General features: G+C 64.8%; 21 protein-coding genes. 15 read left to right on the top strand and 6 right to left on the bottom strand.

Features of this window, described 5'->3' with window-relative positions; translation table 11 throughout:
• Nucleotides 1-29 precede the first annotated feature (29 nt).
• From nusB to tolA, 6 genes are all read left to right on the top strand, one after another.
• Nucleotides 30-551: a transcription antitermination factor NusB gene (nusB, locus tag EC86_RS0102060; RefSeq protein ID WP_029524050.1), complete on the top strand. Its 522-nt coding sequence runs from the start codon at nt 30-32 to the stop codon at nt 549-551.
• Between the two features lie 33 nt (nt 552-584).
• A complete protein-coding gene (locus EC86_RS0102055) occupies nt 585-1781 on the top strand; it encodes a pyridoxal phosphate-dependent aminotransferase (RefSeq protein WP_029524049.1) in 1197 nt (398 codons plus the stop codon).
• The gene (ybgC, locus tag EC86_RS0102050; protein WP_029524048.1) at nt 1774-2217 is read left to right on the top strand and encodes a tol-pal system-associated acyl-CoA thioesterase; all 444 of its coding nucleotides are present in this window, start codon (nt 1774-1776) and stop codon (nt 2215-2217) included. Before EC86_RS0102055 ends, ybgC begins: the two co-directional genes overlap by 8 nt.
• Nucleotides 2218-2236: 19 nt before the next feature.
• Nucleotides 2237-2929, top strand: a complete 693-nt coding sequence (gene tolQ / locus EC86_RS0102045) for a protein TolQ (RefSeq protein WP_029524047.1) — start codon at nt 2237-2239, stop codon at nt 2927-2929.
• Nucleotides 2930-3105: 176 nt separating this feature from the next.
• Nucleotides 3106-3540 carry a biopolymer transporter ExbD gene (locus EC86_RS0102040; RefSeq protein ID WP_029524046.1) on the top strand — a complete coding sequence of 145 codons (435 nt, stop codon included), beginning with the start codon at nt 3106-3108 and terminating at the stop codon, nt 3538-3540.
• A 36-nt stretch (nt 3541-3576) separates the two neighbouring features.
• Nucleotides 3577-4803: a cell envelope integrity protein TolA gene (gene tolA / locus EC86_RS0102035; RefSeq protein ID WP_029524045.1), complete on the top strand. Its 1227-nt coding sequence runs from the start codon at nt 3577-3579 to the stop codon at nt 4801-4803.
• 77 nt (nt 4804-4880) lie between these two features.
• Here tolA and dnaE read toward each other — a convergent pair whose 3' ends face one another.
• A complete protein-coding gene (dnaE, locus tag EC86_RS0102030) occupies nt 4881-8393 on the bottom strand; it encodes a DNA polymerase III subunit alpha (RefSeq protein WP_029524044.1) in 3513 nt (1170 codons plus the stop codon).
• A 97-nt stretch (nt 8394-8490) separates the two neighbouring features.
• On the opposite strand from dnaE, the gene EC86_RS0102025 reads away from it, so the two are divergent.
• The 3 genes from EC86_RS0102025 to EC86_RS28455 all read left to right on the top strand — a co-directional run bounded on the left by EC86_RS0102025 (nt 8491) and on the right by EC86_RS28455 (nt 10851).
• Nucleotides 8491-9279, top strand: coding sequence for a sulfurtransferase (locus tag EC86_RS0102025; RefSeq protein ID WP_029524043.1), 789 nt, complete (start codon nt 8491-8493; stop codon nt 9277-9279).
• 17 nt (nt 9280-9296) lie between these two features.
• Nucleotides 9297-10619, top strand: a complete 1323-nt coding sequence (gene egtB, locus EC86_RS0102020; protein ID WP_036771733.1) for an ergothioneine biosynthesis protein EgtB — start codon at nt 9297-9299, stop codon at nt 10617-10619.
• 70 nt (nt 10620-10689) lie between these two features.
• A complete protein-coding gene (locus tag EC86_RS28455; protein ID WP_156955169.1) occupies nt 10690-10851 on the top strand; it encodes a hypothetical protein in 162 nt (53 codons plus the stop codon).
• A gap of 169 nt (nt 10852-11020) precedes the next feature.
• Here the strand turns inward: EC86_RS28455 and EC86_RS0102015 are convergent, their stop codons facing one another.
• The 5 genes from EC86_RS0102015 to EC86_RS0101995 all read right to left on the bottom strand — a co-directional run bounded on the left by EC86_RS0102015 (nt 11021) and on the right by EC86_RS0101995 (nt 14182).
• Nucleotides 11021-11938, bottom strand: a complete 918-nt coding sequence (locus tag EC86_RS0102015; protein WP_029524041.1) for a pirin family protein — start codon at nt 11936-11938, stop codon at nt 11021-11023.
• Nucleotides 11935-12342, bottom strand: a complete 408-nt coding sequence (locus EC86_RS0102010; RefSeq protein ID WP_029524040.1) for an OsmC family protein — start codon at nt 12340-12342, stop codon at nt 11935-11937. Before EC86_RS0102010 ends, EC86_RS0102015 begins: the two co-directional genes overlap by 4 nt.
• A gap of 56 nt (nt 12343-12398) precedes the next feature.
• Entirely contained in the window at nt 12399-12977 is a 579-nt protein-coding gene (locus tag EC86_RS0102005) for a flavodoxin family protein (RefSeq protein WP_029524039.1), read from the bottom strand.
• Entirely contained in the window at nt 12977-13390 is a 414-nt protein-coding gene (locus EC86_RS0102000; protein WP_029524038.1) for a DoxX family protein, read from the bottom strand. The genes EC86_RS0102005 and EC86_RS0102000 overlap by 1 nt, the downstream gene beginning before the upstream one ends.
• Before the next feature lie 90 nt (nt 13391-13480).
• Nucleotides 13481-14182, bottom strand: coding sequence for a pirin family protein (locus EC86_RS0101995; RefSeq protein ID WP_029524037.1), 702 nt, complete (start codon nt 14180-14182; stop codon nt 13481-13483).
• A gap of 108 nt (nt 14183-14290) precedes the next feature.
• Between EC86_RS0101995 and EC86_RS0101990 the strand changes: the two genes are divergently transcribed.
• From EC86_RS0101990 to EC86_RS0101965, 6 genes are all read left to right on the top strand, one after another.
• Nucleotides 14291-15244, top strand: a complete 954-nt coding sequence (locus EC86_RS0101990; protein ID WP_029524036.1) for a LysR family transcriptional regulator — start codon at nt 14291-14293, stop codon at nt 15242-15244.
• A gap of 132 nt (nt 15245-15376) precedes the next feature.
• The gene (locus EC86_RS0101985) at nt 15377-16450 is read left to right on the top strand and encodes an NAD(P)/FAD-dependent oxidoreductase (protein WP_084181098.1); all 1074 of its coding nucleotides are present in this window, start codon (nt 15377-15379) and stop codon (nt 16448-16450) included.
• 144 nt (nt 16451-16594) lie between these two features.
• Entirely contained in the window at nt 16595-17653 is a 1059-nt protein-coding gene (gluQRS, locus tag EC86_RS0101980) for a tRNA glutamyl-Q(34) synthetase GluQRS (protein WP_051676094.1), read from the top strand.
• A 1-nt stretch (nt 17654) separates the two neighbouring features.
• Complete coding sequence (locus tag EC86_RS0101975; protein WP_029524033.1) at nt 17655-18530, top strand: DMT family transporter; 876 nt, start codon at nt 17655-17657, stop codon at nt 18528-18530.
• Nucleotides 18531-18581: 51 nt separating this feature from the next.
• The gene (trmB, locus tag EC86_RS0101970) at nt 18582-19298 is read left to right on the top strand and encodes a tRNA (guanosine(46)-N7)-methyltransferase TrmB (protein ID WP_232229755.1); all 717 of its coding nucleotides are present in this window, start codon (nt 18582-18584) and stop codon (nt 19296-19298) included.
• Nucleotides 19295-20203, top strand: coding sequence for an RluA family pseudouridine synthase (locus tag EC86_RS0101965; protein WP_029524031.1), 909 nt, complete (start codon nt 19295-19297; stop codon nt 20201-20203). Before trmB ends, EC86_RS0101965 begins: the two co-directional genes overlap by 4 nt.
• The last annotated feature ends 204 nt before the right edge of the window (nt 20204-20407 follow it).

The following is a 20407-nucleotide window of genomic DNA, read 5'->3' as shown; positions in this document are numbered from 1 at the left end:
CCCACCTTACAAAAATCCAACGGAGCTTCATGGCTGAACCCCTCATCAAAACCAAGCGACCGCCGCAATACCGCACCGGCCTGACCGATACCGGCGTCAAAAAGGCTGCCGACAAATCGGCCCGTACCCGCGCGCGCGAATTTGCGCTGCAGGGCCTGTACCAGCACCTGGTCGGCCAGAACCCGCCCGATTCGATCGACGCCTTCACCCGCGACCTGGTCGGGTTTCACAAGGCCGATTCGGCCCATTTCGATGCCTTGCTGCACGGCTGCATCGAATCGGAGACAACGCTCGACGCCGCCATCATTCCCTTGCTCGACCGGAAAATGGCCGAAATATCCCCGGTGGAGCATGCCATCTTGTGGATTGGCGCCTATGAATTCACCCATTGCGTGGATGTGCCTTACCGCGTCGTGATCAACGAATGCATCGAGCTGGCCAAGGCCTTTGGCGGCACCGACGGCCACAAATACGTCAATGGCGTGCTGCACAAGATGGCACCTTCGCTGCGCGCCAGGGAAGTCGCTGCCGACCAATCGCGCCAGGCCTGAAAACCTGTTCCTTGCCCTCCTGAAAGCCCAGCCTTGAAAATTTCCCAGCGGGCCGCCCGCATCGAGCCTTTCTACGTCATGGAAGTTGCCAAGGCCGCCAGCGCGATGGCGCAGCAGGTGGCCCATACCGCCGCACCAATGATTTTCCTGAACATCGGCGAGCCTGACTTCACCGCGCCGCCACTGGTGCAGCAAGCGGCCAGCCGGGCCATTGCGCAGGGCAACACGCAATACACCCCGGCGATGGGCCTGCCGGCCTTGCGCGAGCGGATCAGCGGCTGGTATGCGTCGCGTTTTGGTGCCGACGTTTCGCCCGGCCGCATCGTCATCACGGCAGGCGCTTCGGCCGCGCTGCAACTTGCCTGCCTGGCCTTGATCGAATCCGGCGACGAAATCCTGATGCCGGACCCCAGCTATCCGTGCAACCGGCATTTCGTCAGCGCCGCCGAAGGCACATCGGTGCTGATCCCGACCACCGCCGGCGAACGCTTCCAGCTGACCCGCGAGAAGGTCGAAGCCGCCTGGAACGACCGGGCGCGCGGCGTGCTGCTGGCATCGCCATCGAATCCGACCGGCACCTCGATTGCGCCCGAGGAATTCAAAAGCATTCACGAATTCGTCCACAGCCGGGGCGGCATTACGCTGATCGACGAGATTTACCTGGGCCTGAGCTACGAGGAACACTTCGGCCACTCGGCGCTGGCCCTGCCCGGCGAACTCGGCCAGAGCGTCATCAGCATCAACAGCTTCAGCAAATACTTCAGCATGACCGGCTGGCGGCTCGGCTGGCTGGTGGTGCCCGAAGCGCTGGCGCCGGTCATCGAACGCATCGCCCAGAACCTGTTCATCTGCGCCAGCACGGTCGCCCAGCATGCCGCGCTGGCCTGCTTCGAGCCTGAAAGCCTGGCCGAATACGAACGCCGGCGCGCGGAGTTCAAGGCCCGGCGCGACTACTTCATTCCCGAACTCAACCGCCTGGGCCTGCGCGTTCCCGTCATGCCCGATGGCGCGTTCTACGCCTATGCCGACTGCACCGCTGCGGCGGCCCGGCTGGGCGTGAGCGGCAGCTGGGATTTCGCCTTTGAACTGATGAAGCGCGCGCATCTGGCCGTCACGCCCGGCCGCGATTTCGGCCATGCCGCGCCAGAGCAGTTCGTGCGATTTTCAACCGCCAATTCCATGGCGCAGCTGAAGGAAGCCGTGACGCGGCTGGAGTCTGTGCTTGGTTGATCAAGTAAAAGAACCCCCCACATTCCAGTGGGATGTCCGCGTCTATTGGGAAGACACCGACGCGGGCGGCATCGTGTTTTATGCCAATTACCTGAAATTCTTTGAACGTTCGCGCACCGAATGGCTCAGATCACTCGGTATTCAGCAGCAAAGCCTGAAGGACAGCAGCGGCTGCATGTTCGTGGTGACCGACGCCACGCTGCGCTACCACCGCCCTGCCCGTCTTGACGATCAACTGGTGGTGACCGCCAGCATGATCGACATCGGCCGCGCGTCCATGACGCTCAAGCAGCAGGCGCTACTAAAATCAGAGCGCGCAGAGCACCCGCCGGCCACCTTGCTGTGTGAAGGATTGATACGCATTGGCTGGGTCCACGGCGCCAGCCTGAAACCCCGGCGCATCCCTGTTTCCATTCTGGACAGCTTGAAAAACTGATGATAAAAAAAGCTTCAACATGAACCAAGACCTCTCCATTGTCAGCCTCCTCCTCCATGCCAGCTGGGTTGTCCAGGCCGTCGTCGCCTTGCTGATCGGCATTTCGATTGCCAGCTGGGCGGCGATTTTCCGCAAAATCGTGGCGCTCAAGCGCGCCCAGCAACTCAATGATGAATTCGACCGGGGCTTCTGGTCGGGCACCAGCCTGAACGACCTGTTTGCCGGCGCGGCGCAGAACGCCAAGACCTCGGGCTCGATGGAACGCATCTTTGCCAGCGGCATGCGCGAATACCAGAAGCTGCGCGAGCGCCACATCAGCGACGCCGGCACGCTGCTCGACGGCGCGCGCCGCGCCATGCGGGCCAGCTACCAGCGCGAGATGGATGCGATCGAGGCGAATCTGTCATTCCTGGCGACGGTCGGCTCGGTGTCGCCTTACGTCGGCCTGTTCGGCACGGTCTGGGGCATCATGCATGCCTTCACCGGGCTGGCGGCGATGGAACAGGTGACGCTGGCCACCGTCGCGCCCGGCATTGCCGAGGCGCTGGTGGCCACGGCGATTGCGCTGTTCGCGGCCATTCCCGCCGTGGTGGCCTACAACCGCTTTGCGCATGACATCGACCGCATCGCGAACCGCCTGGAAACCTTCATCGAAGAATTCTCGAATATTTTGCAGCGCAACCTGGGCGCGCAATCGCCTTCAGGCCACTAAAGATATGGCCCCCACGCTTGTCGCTTCGCGTACTGCGCTGCCCCCCGAGGGGGCCGCTGCGCCTGCGGCCCGGCAAAGCCGGCCCCGCGGCCCCTGCTGGTGGGGAGAAGATGTCTCCACGCTTGTTGTAACGCGGCCCATGCTGCGGCCGTCACCGTCAGTTTAAGGAAACCGCCATGCCAGCAGTCAGTTCACGCGGCCGGGGACGCCGCACCATCAGCGAAATCAACATGGTGCCCTTCATCGACGTGATGCTGGTGCTGCTCATCATCTTCATGGTGACGGCGCCGCTGATCACGCCGAGCATGATTGCCCTGCCCAAGGTGGGCCAGGCGTCCAAGCAGCCCCTGAGCCCGGTGCGCATCGATATTCAGAAGGACGAAAGCCTGCAGATCCGCTTCAAGACCGACACGGTGTCGAGCACCGTGGGCGGTGTGGCGGCCGATATCGTCAGCCGGGAGCCCGACGTGAAAGCGCAAGGCGCCGAGGCCGTGCCGGTGGTGATCAGCGCCGACAAGTCGATCAAGTACGAAACCGTGGTGCAGGTCATGGACACGCTGCAAAAAGCCGGCGTGGCCCGTGTCGGCCTGTCGGTGCAAACCAGCAAGTAATTCATCCCGCCCAACCGCAAGCCCCTCCGGAAAGCCATGTCCAGCAACGCAGAACGCCTTGAATTTGCCCCGCCGCGCGACAAGGGATCGCCGCGCGCGTTCGGGCTGGCGCTGCTGGTCCATGTGCTGCTCATCGCCGCGCTGACCTGGGGCGTGAACTGGAAGCGCACCGACGAAGCGGCATCGTTTGAAGCCGAACTGTGGTCGGGCGTGCCGCAACCGGCGGCGCCCCGGCAGATTCAGGCCCCGCCGCCGCCTCCACCGCCCGCGCCGGCTCCAGCACCTGCGCCAGAGCCCACACCACCAGCCCCTCCCGCGCCAGCGCCGCCGCCCCGGCCTGCGCCGCCCGTTGCCACGGCGCCCGAAGTCAAGGAAACGCCGCCGCTGCCCGATGTGGACATTGCGCTGGAAAAAGAGAAGAAACGCAAGCTGCTCCAGCAGCAAAAAGAAGCTGAAGTGCTGAAGGCGCAAAAGCTGCAGGAAAAACGCGAGGCCGAACTGCAGGCCAGGCAAGCGCGGGAACTGGAGCGAAAGAAGGAAAAGGAACAGCAAGCCCGGGAAGACCTGGCCGAGCGCAAGGCCCGGGAAGTGGCTGAAAAGGCAGAGGCGAAAAAGCAGGAGGCCCGGCAACTGGCCAACGAGAGGGAAAGAGAGAAGGAGAAGGAGAAGGAAAAACGCACCGCCGCCGCCAATGCCGCCGCTGCCGAGAAGCAAAAGCAGGCCGCTGCCGCCTCTGCCGCCGCTGCGGCTGAAAAGCAGAAACAGGCAGCCGCTGAAAAACAAAAAGCTGCTGCTGCCGCAGCCACGGCTGCGGCCAATGCCGAAAAACAGAAAGAGGCAGCGGCCGCCGCCGCAGCCTCTAAACAAAAGGCCGCCGCAGTAGCGGCAGGCGCGGAAAAGGCACGCCAGGCGGCCATTCAGAAGCGCATCATGGACATGGCCGGCGCGGGAAATTCCGACGGACCGTCTGGCGCCGGTGCGGCCAAGGCCAGCGGCCCATCGGCGGGTTATGCCGGCAAGGTCAGGGCACGGGTCCTGCCCAATGTGGTTTTCAACGACGACATCCCCGGCAACCCCAAGGCGGAAGTCGAGGTGCGGACCACCGCCGATGGCACCATCATGAGCCAGCGCCTGATCGCGTCGAGCGGCAACAAGGCCTGGGACGACGCCGTGCTCAAGGCCATCGTTCGCACCGGCTCGCTGCCGCGCGATGTCGATGGCCGGGTGCCGACACCCATGATCATCGAATTCCGGCCCAACTAGGCCGGCTCTTACGGTTTGATCGTCACTATCAAATAGATAGCTGCTTGCGCCCGCCCATCCTGCGCAAAAGCACTATTTCATTCATAAACAATGCGCGCCAGGCCGTTGTCGGCCTGCGCCGTCCAGCTGGCCAGCGCCGCGTCGGTCGGGAAGAAACGGGCGGCGTCGCCCAGGTGCAGCTCGGCCGTCGCGCCTTGGCGGCGCAGGCTAAGCCGCACCGGCAGGCCGCGCACCGGCTCTGACGGATCGGCCAGGCCGCTCTGGCGCGGGGGGAAATCCCTGACCAGCCTTGAAATGTCCGGCGCCGTGCCGTTGACCGCCACGCGCAGGAACTTGCCGAAGCGGCAGCGCGCCGACTCCAGGTCCCACACCTGCGTGATCTTGAAGCGCCGGCCAAAGCGCTCGGACGCGCCCTGCAGCGTTCCCTGCACGACCACCAGCTCGTCTTCCTTGAGCAGGTTGCGGTTGGCGTTGAAGGTCGCCTCGTCCACCGACACTTCCAGCGCATCGGTCTTGTCGTCGAGCTTGAAGATGATCAGCTTGCCGCGGTTGCCGTTGATGATGCGCAGGTCGGTCACGATGCCGGCCAGCAGCTGCGATTCGCGCGAGTCGATCAGGTCTTCGATCTTTCGCTTGGCGAACTGGCGCACTTCCTGGTCCACCTCGTCGAACAGGTGGCCCGACAGGTAAAAGCCGATGGCGGTTTTCTCCAGCACCAGCCGCGCCTTGACGCCGAACATCGGCGCCTCGACCAGTTCGGGCTCCTGCGTGCTGGCCGCGTGCGAGTCGGACATGTCGAACAGCCCGCACTGGTTGGCGTTGGCCTGCGTGGCAGCGGAAAAGTCAAAGGCGCGCTCGACCGAGGCCAGCAAGGCGGCGCGGTTCGGCTCCAGATTGTCAAAAGCGCCGCCCTTGATCAGCGCTTCGACGGTGCGCTTGTTCATCTTGCTGCGGTCCACGCGCAGGCAAAAATCGAACAGCGAGGTGAACGGTCCGCCTTCCTTGCGGGCGGCAACGATGGCGGCAATCGCCTGCTGGCCGGTGCCCTTGATGGCGCCCAGGCCGTAGCGAACCGACTTGGACGTGATCGGCTCGAAGCGGTAGTCGCCCTGGTTGATGTCGGGCACCTCAAACGTCAAGCCCATCTTGTGCGCGTCGCCGAACAATATCTTGAGCTTGTCGGTGTCGTCCATTTCGACGGTCATGTTGGCCGCGAAGAACTCGGCCGGGTAATGCACCTTGAGCCAGGCCGTGTGGTAGGCCAGCAGCGCGTAGGCGGCGGAGTGCGACTTGTTGAAGCCGTAGCCCGCGAACTTTTCCATCAGGTCGAACACCTCGTCGGCCTTTTCCTCGGTCAAGCCGTTGATGCCGGCGCCCTTGCGGAAGATTTCCCGGTGCTGGGCCATCTCCTTCTCGTCCTTCTTCCCCATCGCGCGGCGCAGCATGTCGGCGCCGCCCAGCGAGTAGCCGCCCAGGATCTGCGCGGTCTGCATCACCTGCTCCTGGTAGACCATGATGCCGTAGGTTTCCTCCAGCATGGGCTTGACGCGCGGGTCCGGGTATTCGGGCACTTCCTTGCCCTGCTTGCGGGCAATGTAGGTCGGAATCAGGTCCATCGGGCCGGGACGGTAGAGCGCGTTCATCGCGATCAGGTCTTCGAGCCGGTCGGGCCGCGCGTCCTTCAGCATGCGCTGCATGCCGATACTTTCAAACTGGAACACGGCTTCGGTCTTGCCGTCGGCAAACAGCCGGTAGACCCGCGCATCGTCGAGCGGCAGGTCCTCGAACTTGAAGTCTTTTTGCGCCGGGTAGCGCGCCATGATGAACTCGCGCGCGATTTCCAGGATGGTCAGCGTCGCCAGCCCCAGGAAGTCGAACTTGACCAGGCCAATCGCCTCGACGTCGTTCTTGTCGAACTGGCTGACCGCCGACGTGCTGCCGGGCTGCAGATACAGCGGGCAAAAATCGGTCAGCTTGCCCGGCGCGATCAGCACGCCGCCGGCATGCATGCCAACGTTGCGCGTCAGGCCCTCTAACTTTCGGGCGAGCTCCAGCAGCGTGCGGACGTCTTCTTCCTTGCTCTCGCGCTCGGCCAGAATCGGCTCGGCCTCCAGCGCATAGACCATCTTGTCGTTTTTCTTGCGGTCGGCCGGAACCAGCTGAAGCGTGACGGCCTGGCCGGGCTTGTTCGGGATCAGCTTGGAAATGCCGTCGCAAAAGCCGTAGGGGAAATCAAGCACCCGGCCCACGTCGCGAATCGCCGCGCGCGCCGCCATGGTGCCGAAGGTCACGATCTGGCTGACGGCTGCGTGGCCGTACTTGTCCTTCACATAGTCGATGACGCGGTCGCGGTTGCTCTGGCAAAAGTCGATGTCGAAGTCGGGCATCGAGACGCGTTCGGGGTTCAAAAAGCGCTCGAACAGCAGGTTGTAGCGCAGCGGGTCCAGGTCGGTGATCTTCAGCGCATAGGCGACCAGCGAGCCGGCACCGGAACCGCGCCCCGGCCCGACCGGGCAGCCGTTGGCCTTGGCCCACTGGATGAAGTCGCCGACGATCAAAAAGTAGCCGGGGAAACCCATCTTCAGGATGGTGTTGATCTCGAATTCGAGCCGCGCCACGTATTCGGGCCGCTTGGCGCCGCGCACCGACGGGGACGGGTAAAGGTGCAGCAGCCGCTCTTCCAGCCCCTCGAAGGACGTGTGGCGGAAATAGTCTTCAGGCAGCATGCGAACGCCATTGACCTCGGGCGTCGGAAAATCGGGCAGCATCGGCTTTCCCAGCTCCAGCGTCAGGTTGCAGCGCTTGGCAATTTCGACCGTGTTGGCCAGCGCCGACGGCACATCGGCAAACAGCGCTTCCATCTGGCTTGACGACTTGAAATATTGCTCGCGGGTGAACTTGCGCACGCGGCGCGCATTGCCCAGGATTTCGCCTTCCGAAATGCAGACGCGCGCCTCGTGCGCCTCGTAGTCGTCGTAGGTCAGGAACTGGACCGGATGCGTGGCCACCACCGGCAGCTTGAGCTGCGCCGCCAGTTGCACGGCGGCGGTGACATGGCGTTCGTCATCGGGATGACCGGAGCGCTGCAGCTCCAGATAAAAGCGCTGCGGAAACATCGCCGCGAAATGCAGCGCGCATTCGGCGGCCCGCGCACTGTCGCCCTGCACCAGCGCCTGGCCGACGGCGCCGCGCTGCGCGCCCGACAGGGCCATCAGCCCTTCGTTGAGTTCCTGGAGCCATTGCAGCTTGACGACCGCCTGGCCCTGCACCACGTTTTTTGTCCACGCGCGGGTGATTAGCTCGCACAGGTTGAGGTAGCCCTGGCTGTCCTGCACCAGCAGCAGCAGGCGCGACGCCGGGGCGCCGGCGTCCTTGCCGGGCGATTCGAGCCAGATGTCGGCGCCGATCAGCGGCTTGACGCCGGTCTTGCGCCCTTCCTTGTAGAACTTGACCGTGCCAAACAGGTTGCTCAGGTCGGTGATGGCCAGCGCGGGTTGCTGGTCGGCGGCAGCAGCTTCAACAATTTCATCAATGCGGTTGGTACCGTCAACGACTGAAAACTCGGTGTGGATTCTAAGATGGACAAACATGCGCTTCATTTTAGGTCTGGGGAAACGGCCCGGATGCTGCCGCCCCGCCAGCGCGCCCGGGCCCTGCGCCGGAGCGCCTGCCTACAATTGCGCCATCATGAAAATTCTGAATATTGCCGCCTACAAGTTCGTGGCGCTCGACCGGTTGCCCGAACTGAAGGACGCCATCGCGCAGGCGCTGGCGGCGCGCCAGATCAAGGGAACGGTGCTGCTGGCAGAGGAAGGCATCAATCTTTTCCTGGCCGCCGACAGCGCCGCGATTCATGATTTTTTGGCATGGCTGCGGCTGGATGCGCGTTTCCAGGACCTTGACGTCAAGCAAAGCTGGTCGGCGGCCCAGCCTTTCGGCAAGCTGCTGGTCAAGATCAAACCGGAAATCATCCGCATGAACCACCCGGCTATCCAGCCCTCGGCGGGCCGCGCACCAGCGGTGAACGCGGCCACACTCAGGCGCTGGCTCGACCAGGGCCATGACGACGACGGCAGGCCGGTGGCGATGCTGGACACGCGCAACACCTATGAAGTCGATGCGGGCACCTTCCACCGGGCCATCGACTGGCGGCTGGAGAAGTTCACCGAGTTCCCGCAGGCGGTGCTGGACCACCGGGACGCGCTGGCCGGCAAGACCGTCGTGAGCTTTTGCACCGGCGGCATCCGCTGCGAGAAGGCGGCGATCTACCTGCGCGAAGCCGGCATTGAGCATGTCTACCAGCTCGACGGCGGCATCCTGAAATATTTCGAGGACTGCGGCCCCGCGCATTTCGACGGCGAATGCTTTGTGTTCGACGACCGCCGCGCGGTGGACGCGGCACTCAAACCCCGCGTCGATATTGGGGCATCGTCTGACAGCCATGCCCCACAGGCCGTGGGAAGCTTGCCAGCCTGACCCTGACGGAACCCGCCATGCCCTCCTTTCAAACCGCATTTCCCACCGCCGCGCCGGCATTGCCGCTGGCGCTGCGCTTCGAGCAGGTTCGCGCGCAAACCGAACGCCTGATCGGGCCGCTGACCGCCGAGGACTGCCAGTTGCAGTCCATGCCCGACGCCAGCCCGGCCAAATGGCACCTGGCGCACCTGACCTGGTTTTTTGAAACCTTCGTGCTGGAGCGCTTCGAGCCGCGCTTCAAGCCGTTTGACGCCGGGTTTCGCGTGCTGTTCAACAGCTATTACAACGGCGTGGGCGCCAAATACCCGCGCCCGCAACGGGGCCTGATCAGCCGGCCGTCGCTGAAGGAAGTGCTGGCCTACCGGGCGCAGGTCGATGCGCGCGTGCTTGACGTGATTTCCAGGGCCGGTGAGCCCGACCTTGCGGAACTTAGGCAGCTCATCGGCCTGGGCCTGCACCACGAGCAGCAGCACCAGGAACTGCTGCTGACCGACATCGGGCATGCGCTGTCGTTCAACCCGCAGCATCCGGCCTATGCCAGGCACTGGCCGCTGGCAAGCACCGCGCCCCAGCCGCTGCGCTGGCATGCCTATGAAGGCGGACTCGTCCACCATGGCTTTGACGCCGGGCTGGATGGCGAATTCACCTTTGACAACGAAACCCCGCGCCACCCGGCCTACGTGGCGCCGTTCGAGCTGGCCAGCCGGCTGGTCACCAATGGCGAGATGATGGCATTCATGGCGGACGGCGGCTACCAAAGGCCCGAACTGTGGCTGTCGATGGGCTGGGACTGGGTGCAGGCCGGGCAGCGGCAGCTTCCGCTTTACTGGCAAAACGACGCGTGCAGCTACCGCCATTTCACGCTGCAGGGGCTGCTGGAGGTAGACCCGAACACGCCCGCCTGCCACCTCAGCTATTTTGAAGCGGATGCGCTGGCGCGCTGGGCCGGGGCGCGGCTGCCGACCGAGTTTGAATGGGAACTGGCGGCGCGCCGGCTGCCCGCTTCCAGCGCCAAGCCGGGCAATTTCGTGGAAACCGGGGCGTACCATCCGCTGCCGCAGCAGCACGCCAGCCTGGACGCGCCCGCGCAGATGCTCGGCGATGTGTGGGAATGGACGCAGTCCAACTACAACCCCTACCCCGGCTACCAGCCCTGGGAAGGCCTGGTCGGCGAATACAACGGCAAGTTCATGTGCAACCAGTTCGTGCTGCGCGGCGGCTCCTGCGCCACGCCGCAAAGCCACATCCGCGCCAGCTACCGCAATTTTTTTCCGCCGGATGCGCAATGGCAGTTCAGCGGCGTGCGGCTGGCGCGCGACCTCGGCGCGAAATCAGCCTGACAGGTGATCACGGCGCGCAAGGCATCCGTCGTTTTTTGCTACTGAATTTATAGCTGCTTGTGCATGATGGATGTGCGGTAACGGCCTTTTTGATGAAAAAATTGTAATTACTTACGCTGCTGGTTTGACCGCTGCGGTTTCTGTTTCTGTTTCTGTTTCTGTTTCTGTTTCTGTTTCTGTTTCTGTTTCTGTTTCTGTTCTTGGGCTTTGGGTGGATTCTTTTGTGGATTAAGGGGTGAGCGCCTTAATCCACAGAAGAAACAGGCAAAAGGAGACGCAAACCTGTGCTTGGCCAAGCTAAGGACAACACCAGGGACCGATCAAGCCGTTGACCTGCAGCAAGGCAAGCAGTTACAAAAAATCTGATTGCTGGCAAAAACGGATGCGCGCAAAGAAGCAAATCAGAGGTAAAACGCTTTGGGCGGCGGCGCGGGTTGCGCCGGCTGCGGCCTGCGCTCGGGCAGCGGAATGAATTCAGGGTCGCCGGCGACCTGCCCCATCGTTTGCGCCAGCCAGTCGTCGCCGGCCTGCACGATGCGCTCCTTGCGGCTGGAGACAAAATTCCACCAGATATGGCGGTGCCCGTCGAGCGCATCGCCACCCAGCACCATGAAACGCGCCGGCGCTGCGGAGCTGATACGCGACGCCGTGCCAGGCGCCAGAATGGCCAGGGTGCGCGCCGCCAGCGCTTCGCCATCGACCGCCAAGTCGCCCTGCACGCCGTACAGCGCCAGTTCGTCTGCCAGCGGCGGCAGGTCGAGATGGCCCCCGGCGGCGAGGCTGATGTCGAGGTAAACGGTTTTCGAGAAGGTCTTGACCGGCGATGCCTGCCCGAATGCCTCGCCGATCAGCACGCGCACCTCGGCCGCCCCTAGAGTCACGACGGGAATGTCGCTGGCGGGCGTATGGACGAAGTCGGGCGCCGCCTCTTCATGCGCCTGGGGCAGCGCCGCCCAGAGCTGCAGGCCATGCTGCCGATAAGCCTTGTCCCGCAGGTCGTCGGGCGCCCTTTCGGAATGCACGATGCCGCGCCCGGCCGTCATCCAGTTGATGGCGCCGGGCTCGATGCGCTGGACCGACCCCAGGCTGTCGCGGTGCAGGATGGCGCCGTCGAACAGGTAGGTCACCGTGGCCAGCCCGATGTGCGGATGCGGCCGCACGTCATGGTTGGCACCGGCCTGCACCTGAAGCGGTCCGAAATGGTCGAAGAACACAAACGGCCCGACCGATTGCCGGCGGACCGCCGGCAGCAGGCGGCTGACCAGGAAGCCGCCGCCCAGGTCCTTGTCGTGTCCGGTCAGTTTGAGGTCGATGCTCATGGCAGCCGCTCCATCCGCGTGGTGATTTCCGTCGTGACCGTGGTCATGAGCTTGTGAACCGGGCATTTCTGCGCCACGGCTTCGAGTTCCTTCAGCTGCGCATCGCTCAGGGCGCCATGCACCTTCAGGGTGGTGGCCAGGCGGTAGATGCCCTTGCGCTCGTCGGCATCGTCGCGCTCGACCTGCACCTGGATGTCGTCGACGGGAATGCCTTTCTTGCGGGCGTACCACATCACCGTCAGGGCCTTGCAGGCGCCCAGCGCGGCATCGTAGAGGTCATGCGGGCTGGGGCCGGTGTCACCGCCGCCTTCGACCTCGCTGACATCGGCCACCAGTTCGTGGCTGCGGATATGCACCGTCTGCGCGAGCGTGGCGGTTTGGTCTAGCCGGAGTTCAATCGTCATGCGTTTTCCTTTTGAAAAAAATAGACAAGTCCCGAGATGCCGCAGGGCACCGCGCATCAGCGGTGGAAACGCTCTGCCACACCGGCCACACGTTCGCCGAAACTGCGCGCTGTTTCCAGGTCGCCGGGCGCCATTTCACCGGCGCCGGCGTCCGAGGGCGAATGCGCCATCGCGCCGCTGTAGGAGCCCAGAAAGTTCGGGTCGTTGCGCTGCGCGGCCTTGCTGTTGCTGGGCAGGATGCCCTGGCTGACCCAGATGCCGCCGTGCTGCATGGCCAGGGTGAACAGATAGTTCAGCGTGGACGACTTGTCGCCGTTGGGCGCCGAACTGTTGGTGAAACCGGCAAACAGCTTGTCCTTCCAGGACTCGGTGTACCAGGGCTTGGACGACGCGTCGGCGAACTTCTTGAACTGCCAGCTGACGCTGCCCATGTAGGTCGGCGAGCCCATGATGATGGCGTCAGCGGCGGCCAGCGCCTCCCAGCCGCCCGCCGGCAGGTTGCCTTCGGCATCAATGGCGATCAGTTCGGCGCCGGCACCCGCCGCAACGGCTTGCGCCATGCGCTGGGTGTGGCCGTAGCCGGAGTGGTAGATGACGACAACGAGCGGCTCGCTGGAAGCGGCGGCGCCTTGCATCACGCACCCCGCCGGTTGCCGTCAACGCTCCAGGCGCCAGCGCCCCAGGCGGCCACCGTCAGCAGGCCGCCGACCACGGCGATGTTCTTGAAGAAGGACTGCTGCTGCGCCATGACCTGCTCGGCCGGCACGGCCCAGAAATTGTGAAAGATGAAGGTGATGACGACGGTGAACAGGGCGATGCCGAGCGCCGCCCAGCGCGTCTGCCAGCCGATCAGCAGCAGCAGGCCCAGACCCAGTTCGACACCGACGGCGGCGGCGGCGGCCAGCTCGGGAAGCGGCACACCCTTGGAAGCGATGTAGCCCGCAGTGCCGGCAAAGCCGCCGATCTTGCTGAAACCGGCAGGAATGAACAGCAGCGCCAGCAGCACGCGGCCGATGAGCGAGAGGGGGTTTTGAAGCGATGCAAACATGTTGAGTCCTTGAAAAATTAACGGAATGATGAATTAAAAGAAGCCGCCGGGCAAGCCGGCTGCGTGGTTGACGGTGACCGGCCTGGCCTTTCAGGGCGCCAGGTCGAACACCAGTACCTCGGCGTCCTGGCCTTTTGCCAGGCTCAAGCGGTCTTCTGCCTGGAGTAGCGCAGCGTCGCCGGTATGCAGCACCTGCCCATTGACCTCCAGCTGGCCGCGCACCAGATGCACATAGGCTTTGCGCTTCGAATCGAGCGCCAGCACGGCGGATTCGCCGCCATCGAACAGTCCGGCATACAGCCTGGCGTCGGCATGGATCAGCACCGAGCCCTGCGCGCCATCGTTTGAAGCCACCAGCCGCAGGGCGCCGCGCTTTTCAGCCTCAAGAAACGTTTTCTGCTCGTAGCCGGGCGCAATCCCGGTGACGTTGGGCAGGATCCAGATCTGCAGGAAATGCGTGGTCTGGCCCTCGGCATGGTTGAACTCGCTGTGCTGCACGCCGGTGCCGGCGCTCATGCGCTGCACGTCGCCGGGCGGAATGCCCTTGACATTGCCCATGCTGTCCTTGTGCGCCAGCTCGCCGCTGAGCACGTAGCTGATGATTTCCATGTCGCGGTGGCTGTGCGTGCCAAAGCCCCGGCCGGCGGCAATGCGGTCTTCGTTGATGACGCGCAGGTTGCCAAAGCCCATGTGCTCCGGGTCGTGATAGCCGGCAAAGGAAAAGGAATGAAAAGACTTGAGCCAGCCGTGGTCGGCATAGCCGCGTTCGCCCGAAGGCCGTAAGGTGATCATGAAATGCTCCTTTCAAGGTGCGTTGCAATGCCTTTACTGTAGGTGCCGCCAGCGCTTGCATCATTGCGCCGGTTTGCTGGCATCATTCAAATTATTTGAAGGATTCTCATGCCAGCACCCCACAATCCGGTGCGCGACGCGCTGACGCCCGAAGTCATCCGGCTGATCGACAGCATCCACCGCAGCGGCAGCATGGCGGCGGCCGCGCGCGAACTGGGCGTGGTGCCCAGCGCCCTGACCTACCGCATCCGGCAGGTCGAGGACGCGCTTGACGTGCTGCTGTTCGACCGCTCGTCGCGCCAGGCCCGGCTGACCGTGGCCGGCCAGGAACTGCTGCGCGAAGGCAACCGGCTGCTGCTCGAACTCGACGCGATAGCCAACCGCGTCAAGCGCGTGGCCACCGGCTGGGAGCCGCAGCTCACGCTGGCGGTGGACAGCGTGATCTCGCGCACCACCGTGCTGGAACTGTGCGAAGCCTTCTTTGCATTGAATCCGCCGACGCGCCTGAAAATCCGCGAGGAAGCGCTGTCGGGCACGTTAGAGGCGCTGACATCGGGCCAGGCCGACCTGGCCATCGGCGTGGCGTTGGATCCCGCACCCAACCTGTCGGTGCAAAGCCGGCCGCTGGGCACCATTCACTTCGTCTATGCCGTCGCGCCGCACCATCCGCTGGCGCAGGCCGCCGAGCCGGTGCCCGATGCGCAGCTCATGCTGCACCGCGCCGTGGCGGTGGCCGATTCGGTCAAGCAGGGCAGCGGCGTGACCAGCGGGCTGCTGGGCGGGCAGGACATTTTCACCGTGCCTGGCATGCAGGAAAAGCTCGACGCGCAGTTGCGCGGGCTGGGCGGCGGCTTCTTGCCGGAATACCTGGCGCGGCCGCACATCGACGCCGGACGGCTGGTCGAAAAGCAGATGCAGCGCGCCCCGCGTGTGATTCCGATGCGCTATGCCTGGCGCTGCGCGACGCCCGCTGCCGAAGGACGGGCGCTGCAATGGTGGCTGGAGCAGCTCGGCCATCCGGCCACCCGCAAGGCGCTGCTGGAGCGCGCCCACTCGCTATAAATCCGCGCTTGCGGCCGCCAGGCACCGGCTGCGGTGTAGAGTGTGCGCATGGCGTTCGTTGATGCCTGACTTTTCGTCACGATGCCATTTCTTCCCGACCTTTTCCTTCACCTCAGAAAAAGTAAAAAAGTCATGACAAACAAACCCTTTACCGACTCCTTTTTCGAACCCGCCGCACAGCGCCACATCGCCGTGATTGGCGCCGGCATTGCCGGCATCACCTGCGCGCGAACGCTGGTCCAGGCCGGGCACCGCGTCACCGTCTTTGAAAAAAGCAAGGGCGCCGGCGGCCGCATGGCCACCCGCACCACCGAATTTGGCGGCTTTGACCACGGCGCGCAGTATTTCACCGTACGCGACGAACGCTTTGAGAAAGCACTCGCCACCGCCACCGGACTGGTGCGGCCGTGGAGCGCCAACAGTGTGCAAGTGCTGGACGACCTGGGCCGCGTAGTCGCCGCCTCGCTGCCGGCCAAGGAAGCCCACTGGGTGGCCAAGCCGGGCATGAATGCGCTGGTCCGCCAGTGGGCCCAGCCCTTGCTTGACGCGGGCCAGCTGGTGCTGGACACGCGCGTGGTCTATATCGAGGAAGACAAGCTCGACCCCAAGCGCTGGCAGTTGCAGACCGACGGCCCGGGCGCCGGGGTGCATTCCGGCTTTGACGCCGTGGTGCTGGCGATTCCCGCGCCGCAAGCCCATGCCCTGCTGCGCGATTCGGAGCAGGCCACGCCACTGCTGGCCGACCTGGCAGGCGTGAACGTGGCGCCCTGCTGGACGCTGATGGTGGCCTTTCCGCAGGCGCAGCAGCCCACTCTGTCGAGCCTGGGTCCGCAGTGGAACGTGGCGCGCAGCACGCATCACCGCATCGCCTGGCTGGCGCGCGAGTCGTCCAAGCCCGGACGCGGCCCGATCGAACGCTGGACCGTGCAGGCCAGCCCCGCCTGGTCGCAGCGCCACCTCGAAGACGATGCCGAACGCATCAAGGGCAAGCTGCTCAAGGCCTTCACCGAAGTCACCGGCATTCGCGCCGAACCGCCCTACGCGTCGGTACACCGCTGGCGCCATGCCCAGACGACCAAGCCGCTGGGCAAGACGCATGCGTGGGATGCCGAATCACGCATCGGCGCCTGCGGCGACTGGTGCCTGGGCCACCGGGTAGAGGACGGCTTCGTGTCGGGACTGGAAATGGCGCTGGCGATTCTTTGACGGGTTGAGGCGGACAGCATGGAGGCCAGCGAATGCCGCATGGAGGCGCACCCTCCCCACCAGCAGGGGCCACGGAACCGGCTTCGCCGGGCCGCAGGCGCAGCGACCCCCTCGGGGGGCAGCGAACCACACGAAGTGGGGAACATGGGGGCCACATCCTGCAGCGAACCACGCAAAGCGGGGAGCGTGAGGGCTTATATTGGCCGGTTTGCGCCTTCGCCTACCGGCCCGCTGCATGCCGGTTCGCTGGTCGCAGCGCTGGCCAGCTGGCTCGACGCCCGCGCGCACGGCGGCCAGTGGCTGGTGCGCATCGAGGACGTGGACACGCCGCGCTGCGTACACGGCGCCGAACTGACGATCCTCACGCAACTGGCCGCCTGCGGGCTGGTACCCGACGCGCCTCCGGTCTTTCAGTCGCACCGCAGCGCGCTATATCAGCGGGCGCTCGATCAGCTCATTGAAAGCGGCACGGCCTATCCCTGCGGCTGCACGCGGCAGGACATTGCGCGCGTGCTGGCCGCGTCGGGGCAAGCCCGGCAGCGGCACGGCGAACTGGTCTATCCGGGCACCTGCCGCAGGGGCCTGGACGGGCGGCCTGCGCGCGCCTGGCGCTTGCAGCTCGATAAAAATGAACATAATAGTGCTTTTGCGCAAACTGGGCGTTCGCTATCAGCTACTGAATTCATAGCAAATTCGGTTACCAACATGCTGGAAACAGAAGTCGTCTGGCACGACCGGCGGCTCGGCCCGCAACACCAGAACGTCAGCCGCGAGGTGGGTGACTTCGTGCTCAGGCGCGCCGACGGGCTGTGGGCCTACCAGCTGGCCATGGTGGCTGATGACGCCGCGCAAGGCATCACGCATGTGGTGCGCGGCGCCGACCTGGCCGACAACACGGCGCGGCAAATCCTGCTGCAGCGCGCGCTTGGCCTGCCGACGCCGCATTACCTGCACACGCCACTGGTGCTGGGCGCGAACGGCGAAAAACTCTCGAAACAAAACGGCGCGCAGGCGCTCGACACCCTCGATCCGCTGGCGGCGCTGAACCGGGCGGCTACCGTTCTGGGGCTGGCGGCACAGGCCGGCCCGGTGGCCGATGCGCTGGCCGCCTGGGTGAACGCCTGGCGGGACACACTGGCTTGCGAAGAAAACCCTCCGCTTCCCGGCATCCTTGCCAACCATCCCCACCAGGCGGTGCCCTGACATGCCCCCTTTACGCATCCTTTTGCTCACCGCAATGTCTATGGCCGCGTTTGCCGGCAATTCACTGCTCTGCCGGCTGGCGCTGAAGGAAACCGGCATCGATGCCGCGTCATTCACCGCCATCCGTCTGGTGTCCGGCGCAATGGTGCTCTGGGCGGTGGCGCGCGGCGCGCAAACGGGCAAGGGCAACTGGCTGTCGGCGCTGGCGCTGTTTTCCTATGCAGCGTGCTTTTCCTTCGCCTATGTCAGCCTGCCGACGGGAACCGGTGCGCTGCTGCTGTTCGGCGCGGTCCAGGCCTTGATGATCGGCTACGGCATCTGGTCGGGCGAGCGGCTGCGGCCGCTGCAACTCGCCGGCCTGGTGCTGGCCTTTGGCGGGCTGGCGGGCCTGCTGCTGCCCGGCGTGTCGGCGCCGCCGCTGGCCGGTTCGGTGCTGATGCTGCTGGCCGGCATGTCGTGGGGGATTTATTCGCTGCGCGGCAAGGGTGCAGGCGACCCGACGCGGGTGACAGCCGGGAACTTTTTGCGTGCCGCGCCGCTGGCCGTGGGGCTGGGCCTGTTCATGCTGCTGTCCCGTGGCGCCTCGCTGGACGCGGCGGGTGTCTGGCTGGCGGTGGCGTCGGGCGCGCTGACCTCGGGCATCGGCTACGCGGTCTGGTACACCGTGGTGCCCGCACTGAAAGCCACGAGCGCGGCCAGCGTGCAGCTGAGCGTTCCGGTGCTGGCCGCGCTCGGCGGCATCGCCTTTCTGGGCGAGCCGCTGACCCTGCGACTGGTGCTGGCATCAAGCGCCATTCTGGGCGGCATCGCGCTGGTGGTGCTGCAAAAGCGCGCCGCGCCCGCGCTGGCACCCGGCGGGCAAAAGGCGGCGCACTAAAATCGCCGGGTGATTGAATCTTCCTCCCCCACCCCGCCCGCCACGCCCGCCATGTCTGACATTCGCGAAGGCGCTCCCGCCGACGTGAGCCATCCGCGCACCATCCGCAGTTTCGTGCGCCGCACCGGCCGCACCACCGTCGGCCAGGCCAAGGCCTTCGCCGATGTCGGCCCGAAGTTCCTGCTGGCCTACACCGGCACGCCGATGGACTTCGCGGCTGTCTATGAACGCGCCGCGCCGACGATTCTTGAAATCGGCTTTGGCATGGGCGAAGCCACCGCGCATATCGCCGCCCTGATGCCGGAAAAGAATTTCCTCTGCTGCGAAGTGCATACGCCCGGCGTTGGCGCGCTGCTCAAGCGCATCGACGAGCACAGCCTGAGCAACATCCGCATCCTGCAGCACGACGCGGTCGAGGTGATCGACCACATGCTGCCCCTGTCCAGCCTGGACGGCGTACACATCTTTTTCCCCGACCCGTGGCACAAGACCAAGCACAACAAGCGCCGGCTGATCCAAAGCCCGCTGATCGTCAAGCTGGCCGCCCGCCTCAAGCCAGGGGGCTACCTGCACTGCGCGACCGACTGGCAGCCCTATGCGGAGCAGATTCTGGAAGTGCTGACCGCCGAGCCCCTGCTGGTGAACACGGCAGGCGCAGGAAGCGACGGCTACGCGCCCAAGCCCGGCTACCGCCCGCTGACCAAGTTTGAAAACCGGGGCATCAAGCTCGGCCACGGCGTGTGGGACGTGGTGTTCACGCGCGCGTGAGCCATTCCCTGGCCCACGGCGGTCTGCCAACGCGCCACGGCGTCAGCCCGAGTTGCGTCGGCTTGCCGGCGGGCGACTGGCCGACGTTCACTGATTTCCTGGTCGAGCGCTTTCCGGCCATTTCCCGGCAGACCTGGCTGGAGCGCATGGCGGCCGGGCTGGTGGCCGACGAGTTCGGCGGCATGGTCACGGCGCAGCGAGCGTACCAAGGCCACATGCGTCTGTACTACTACCGCGCCCTGCCGGTTGAAACGCGCATTCCGTTCGAAGCCGCCGTGCTGTTCCAGGACGAGCACCTGGTCGTGGCCGACAAGCCGCATTTTTTGCCGGTCACGCCTTCGGGCCACTACCTGCAGGAAACGCTGCTGGTGCGGCTGAAGAACCAACTCGGCATCGACAGCCTGATCCCGATCCACCGCATCGACCGCGAGACCGCCGGCCTGGTGCTGTTTTGCGTCCGGCCCGAGGAACGCGACGCCTACCAGGCACTGTTCCGGCGGCATGAAGTCGTCAAGCATTACGAAGCCATTGCCCCGTGGCGCGCCGATTTGCAATTTCCCCTGCGGCGAAAGACGCGCATCGTGGAAGACGAGCCTTTTTTCCGGCAACGCGAAGCGCCGGGCGAGGCCAACAGCGAAACACTGATCGAGGTGCTGCAGGTCCGGGGCGAACAGGCGCTGTATGCGCTGAGCCCCGTGACCGGGAAAAAGCACCAGCTGCGCGTTCACATGAATGCGCTGGGCCTGCCGATCTGCAACGACCGGATGTACCCGCCGGTTGAAGTGACGCCTGATGATGACCATGCCCAGCCGCTGCAGTTGCTGGCCCGGTCGATTGCCTTCACCGACCCGCTGACCGGTCAGGCACGCAGGTTTGTCAGCCGGCTTTCGTTGATGCAGCTGTGAGGCTGGAATCCATGCGCTGCCGCAGGCGAGTCTGAAAACTATCATTTCGATAGCTGCCTGCGCTGACAGGACCAGCGCAAAGGGCCAATTTGGCTTGAAAAATCAGCCCTTCAGCCGGGCACCGCGCGCGTCGGCCTCATACCAATCCCGACAGACAAAGAACCAAAGCCAGCGATCGGAGTCTGAGACATATTGGCTCTCGCA

Origin of the sequence: Polaromonas glacialis (genome assembly GCF_000709345.1) — a bacterium.
In the GTDB taxonomy this organism is placed as follows: Bacteria; Pseudomonadota; Gammaproteobacteria; order Burkholderiales; family Burkholderiaceae_C; genus Polaromonas; species Polaromonas glacialis.
Note: the sequence above shows the minus strand (reverse complement) of the source record. Positions and strands in the feature narration are given on the sequence as shown.

Bases quoted from the DNA above. Each gene is read 5' to 3' on its own strand.
- nusB (WP_029524050.1), top strand. From the start codon at position 30: ATGGCTGAACCCCTCATCAAAACCAAGCGACCGCCGCAATACCGCACC.
- tolQ (WP_029524047.1), top strand. From the start codon at position 2,237: ATGAACCAAGACCTCTCCATTGTCAGCCTCCTCCTCCATGCCAGCTGG.
- EC86_RS0102040 (WP_029524046.1), top strand. From the start codon at position 3,106: ATGCCAGCAGTCAGTTCACGCGGCCGGGGACGCCGCACCATCAGCGAA.
- tolA (WP_029524045.1), top strand. From the start codon at position 3,577: ATGTCCAGCAACGCAGAACGCCTTGAATTTGCCCCGCCGCGCGACAAG.
- dnaE (WP_029524044.1), bottom strand. From the start codon at position 8,393: ATGTTTGTCCATCTTAGAATCCACACCGAGTTTTCAGTCGTTGACGGT.
- EC86_RS0102025 (WP_029524043.1), top strand. From the start codon at position 8,491: ATGAAAATTCTGAATATTGCCGCCTACAAGTTCGTGGCGCTCGACCGG.
- egtB (WP_036771733.1), top strand. From the start codon at position 9,297: ATGCCCTCCTTTCAAACCGCATTTCCCACCGCCGCGCCGGCATTGCCG.
- EC86_RS28455 (WP_156955169.1), top strand. From the start codon at position 10,690: ATGTGCGGTAACGGCCTTTTTGATGAAAAAATTGTAATTACTTACGCT.
- EC86_RS0102015 (WP_029524041.1), bottom strand. From the start codon at position 11,938: ATGAGCATCGACCTCAAACTGACCGGACACGACAAGGACCTGGGCGGC.
- EC86_RS0102010 (WP_029524040.1), bottom strand. From the start codon at position 12,342: ATGACGATTGAACTCCGGCTAGACCAAACCGCCACGCTCGCGCAGACG.
- EC86_RS0102005 (WP_029524039.1), bottom strand. From the start codon at position 12,977: ATGCAAGGCGCCGCCGCTTCCAGCGAGCCGCTCGTTGTCGTCATCTAC.
- EC86_RS0102000 (WP_029524038.1), bottom strand. From the start codon at position 13,390: ATGTTTGCATCGCTTCAAAACCCCCTCTCGCTCATCGGCCGCGTGCTG.
- EC86_RS0101995 (WP_029524037.1), bottom strand. From the start codon at position 14,182: ATGATCACCTTACGGCCTTCGGGCGAACGCGGCTATGCCGACCACGGC.
- EC86_RS0101990 (WP_029524036.1), top strand. From the start codon at position 14,291: ATGCCAGCACCCCACAATCCGGTGCGCGACGCGCTGACGCCCGAAGTC.
- EC86_RS0101985 (WP_084181098.1), top strand. From the start codon at position 15,377: ATGACAAACAAACCCTTTACCGACTCCTTTTTCGAACCCGCCGCACAG.
- gluQRS (WP_051676094.1), top strand. From the start codon at position 16,595: ATGGGGGCCACATCCTGCAGCGAACCACGCAAAGCGGGGAGCGTGAGG.
- EC86_RS0101975 (WP_029524033.1), top strand. From the start codon at position 17,655: ATGCCCCCTTTACGCATCCTTTTGCTCACCGCAATGTCTATGGCCGCG.
- trmB (WP_232229755.1), top strand. From the start codon at position 18,582: ATGTCTGACATTCGCGAAGGCGCTCCCGCCGACGTGAGCCATCCGCGC.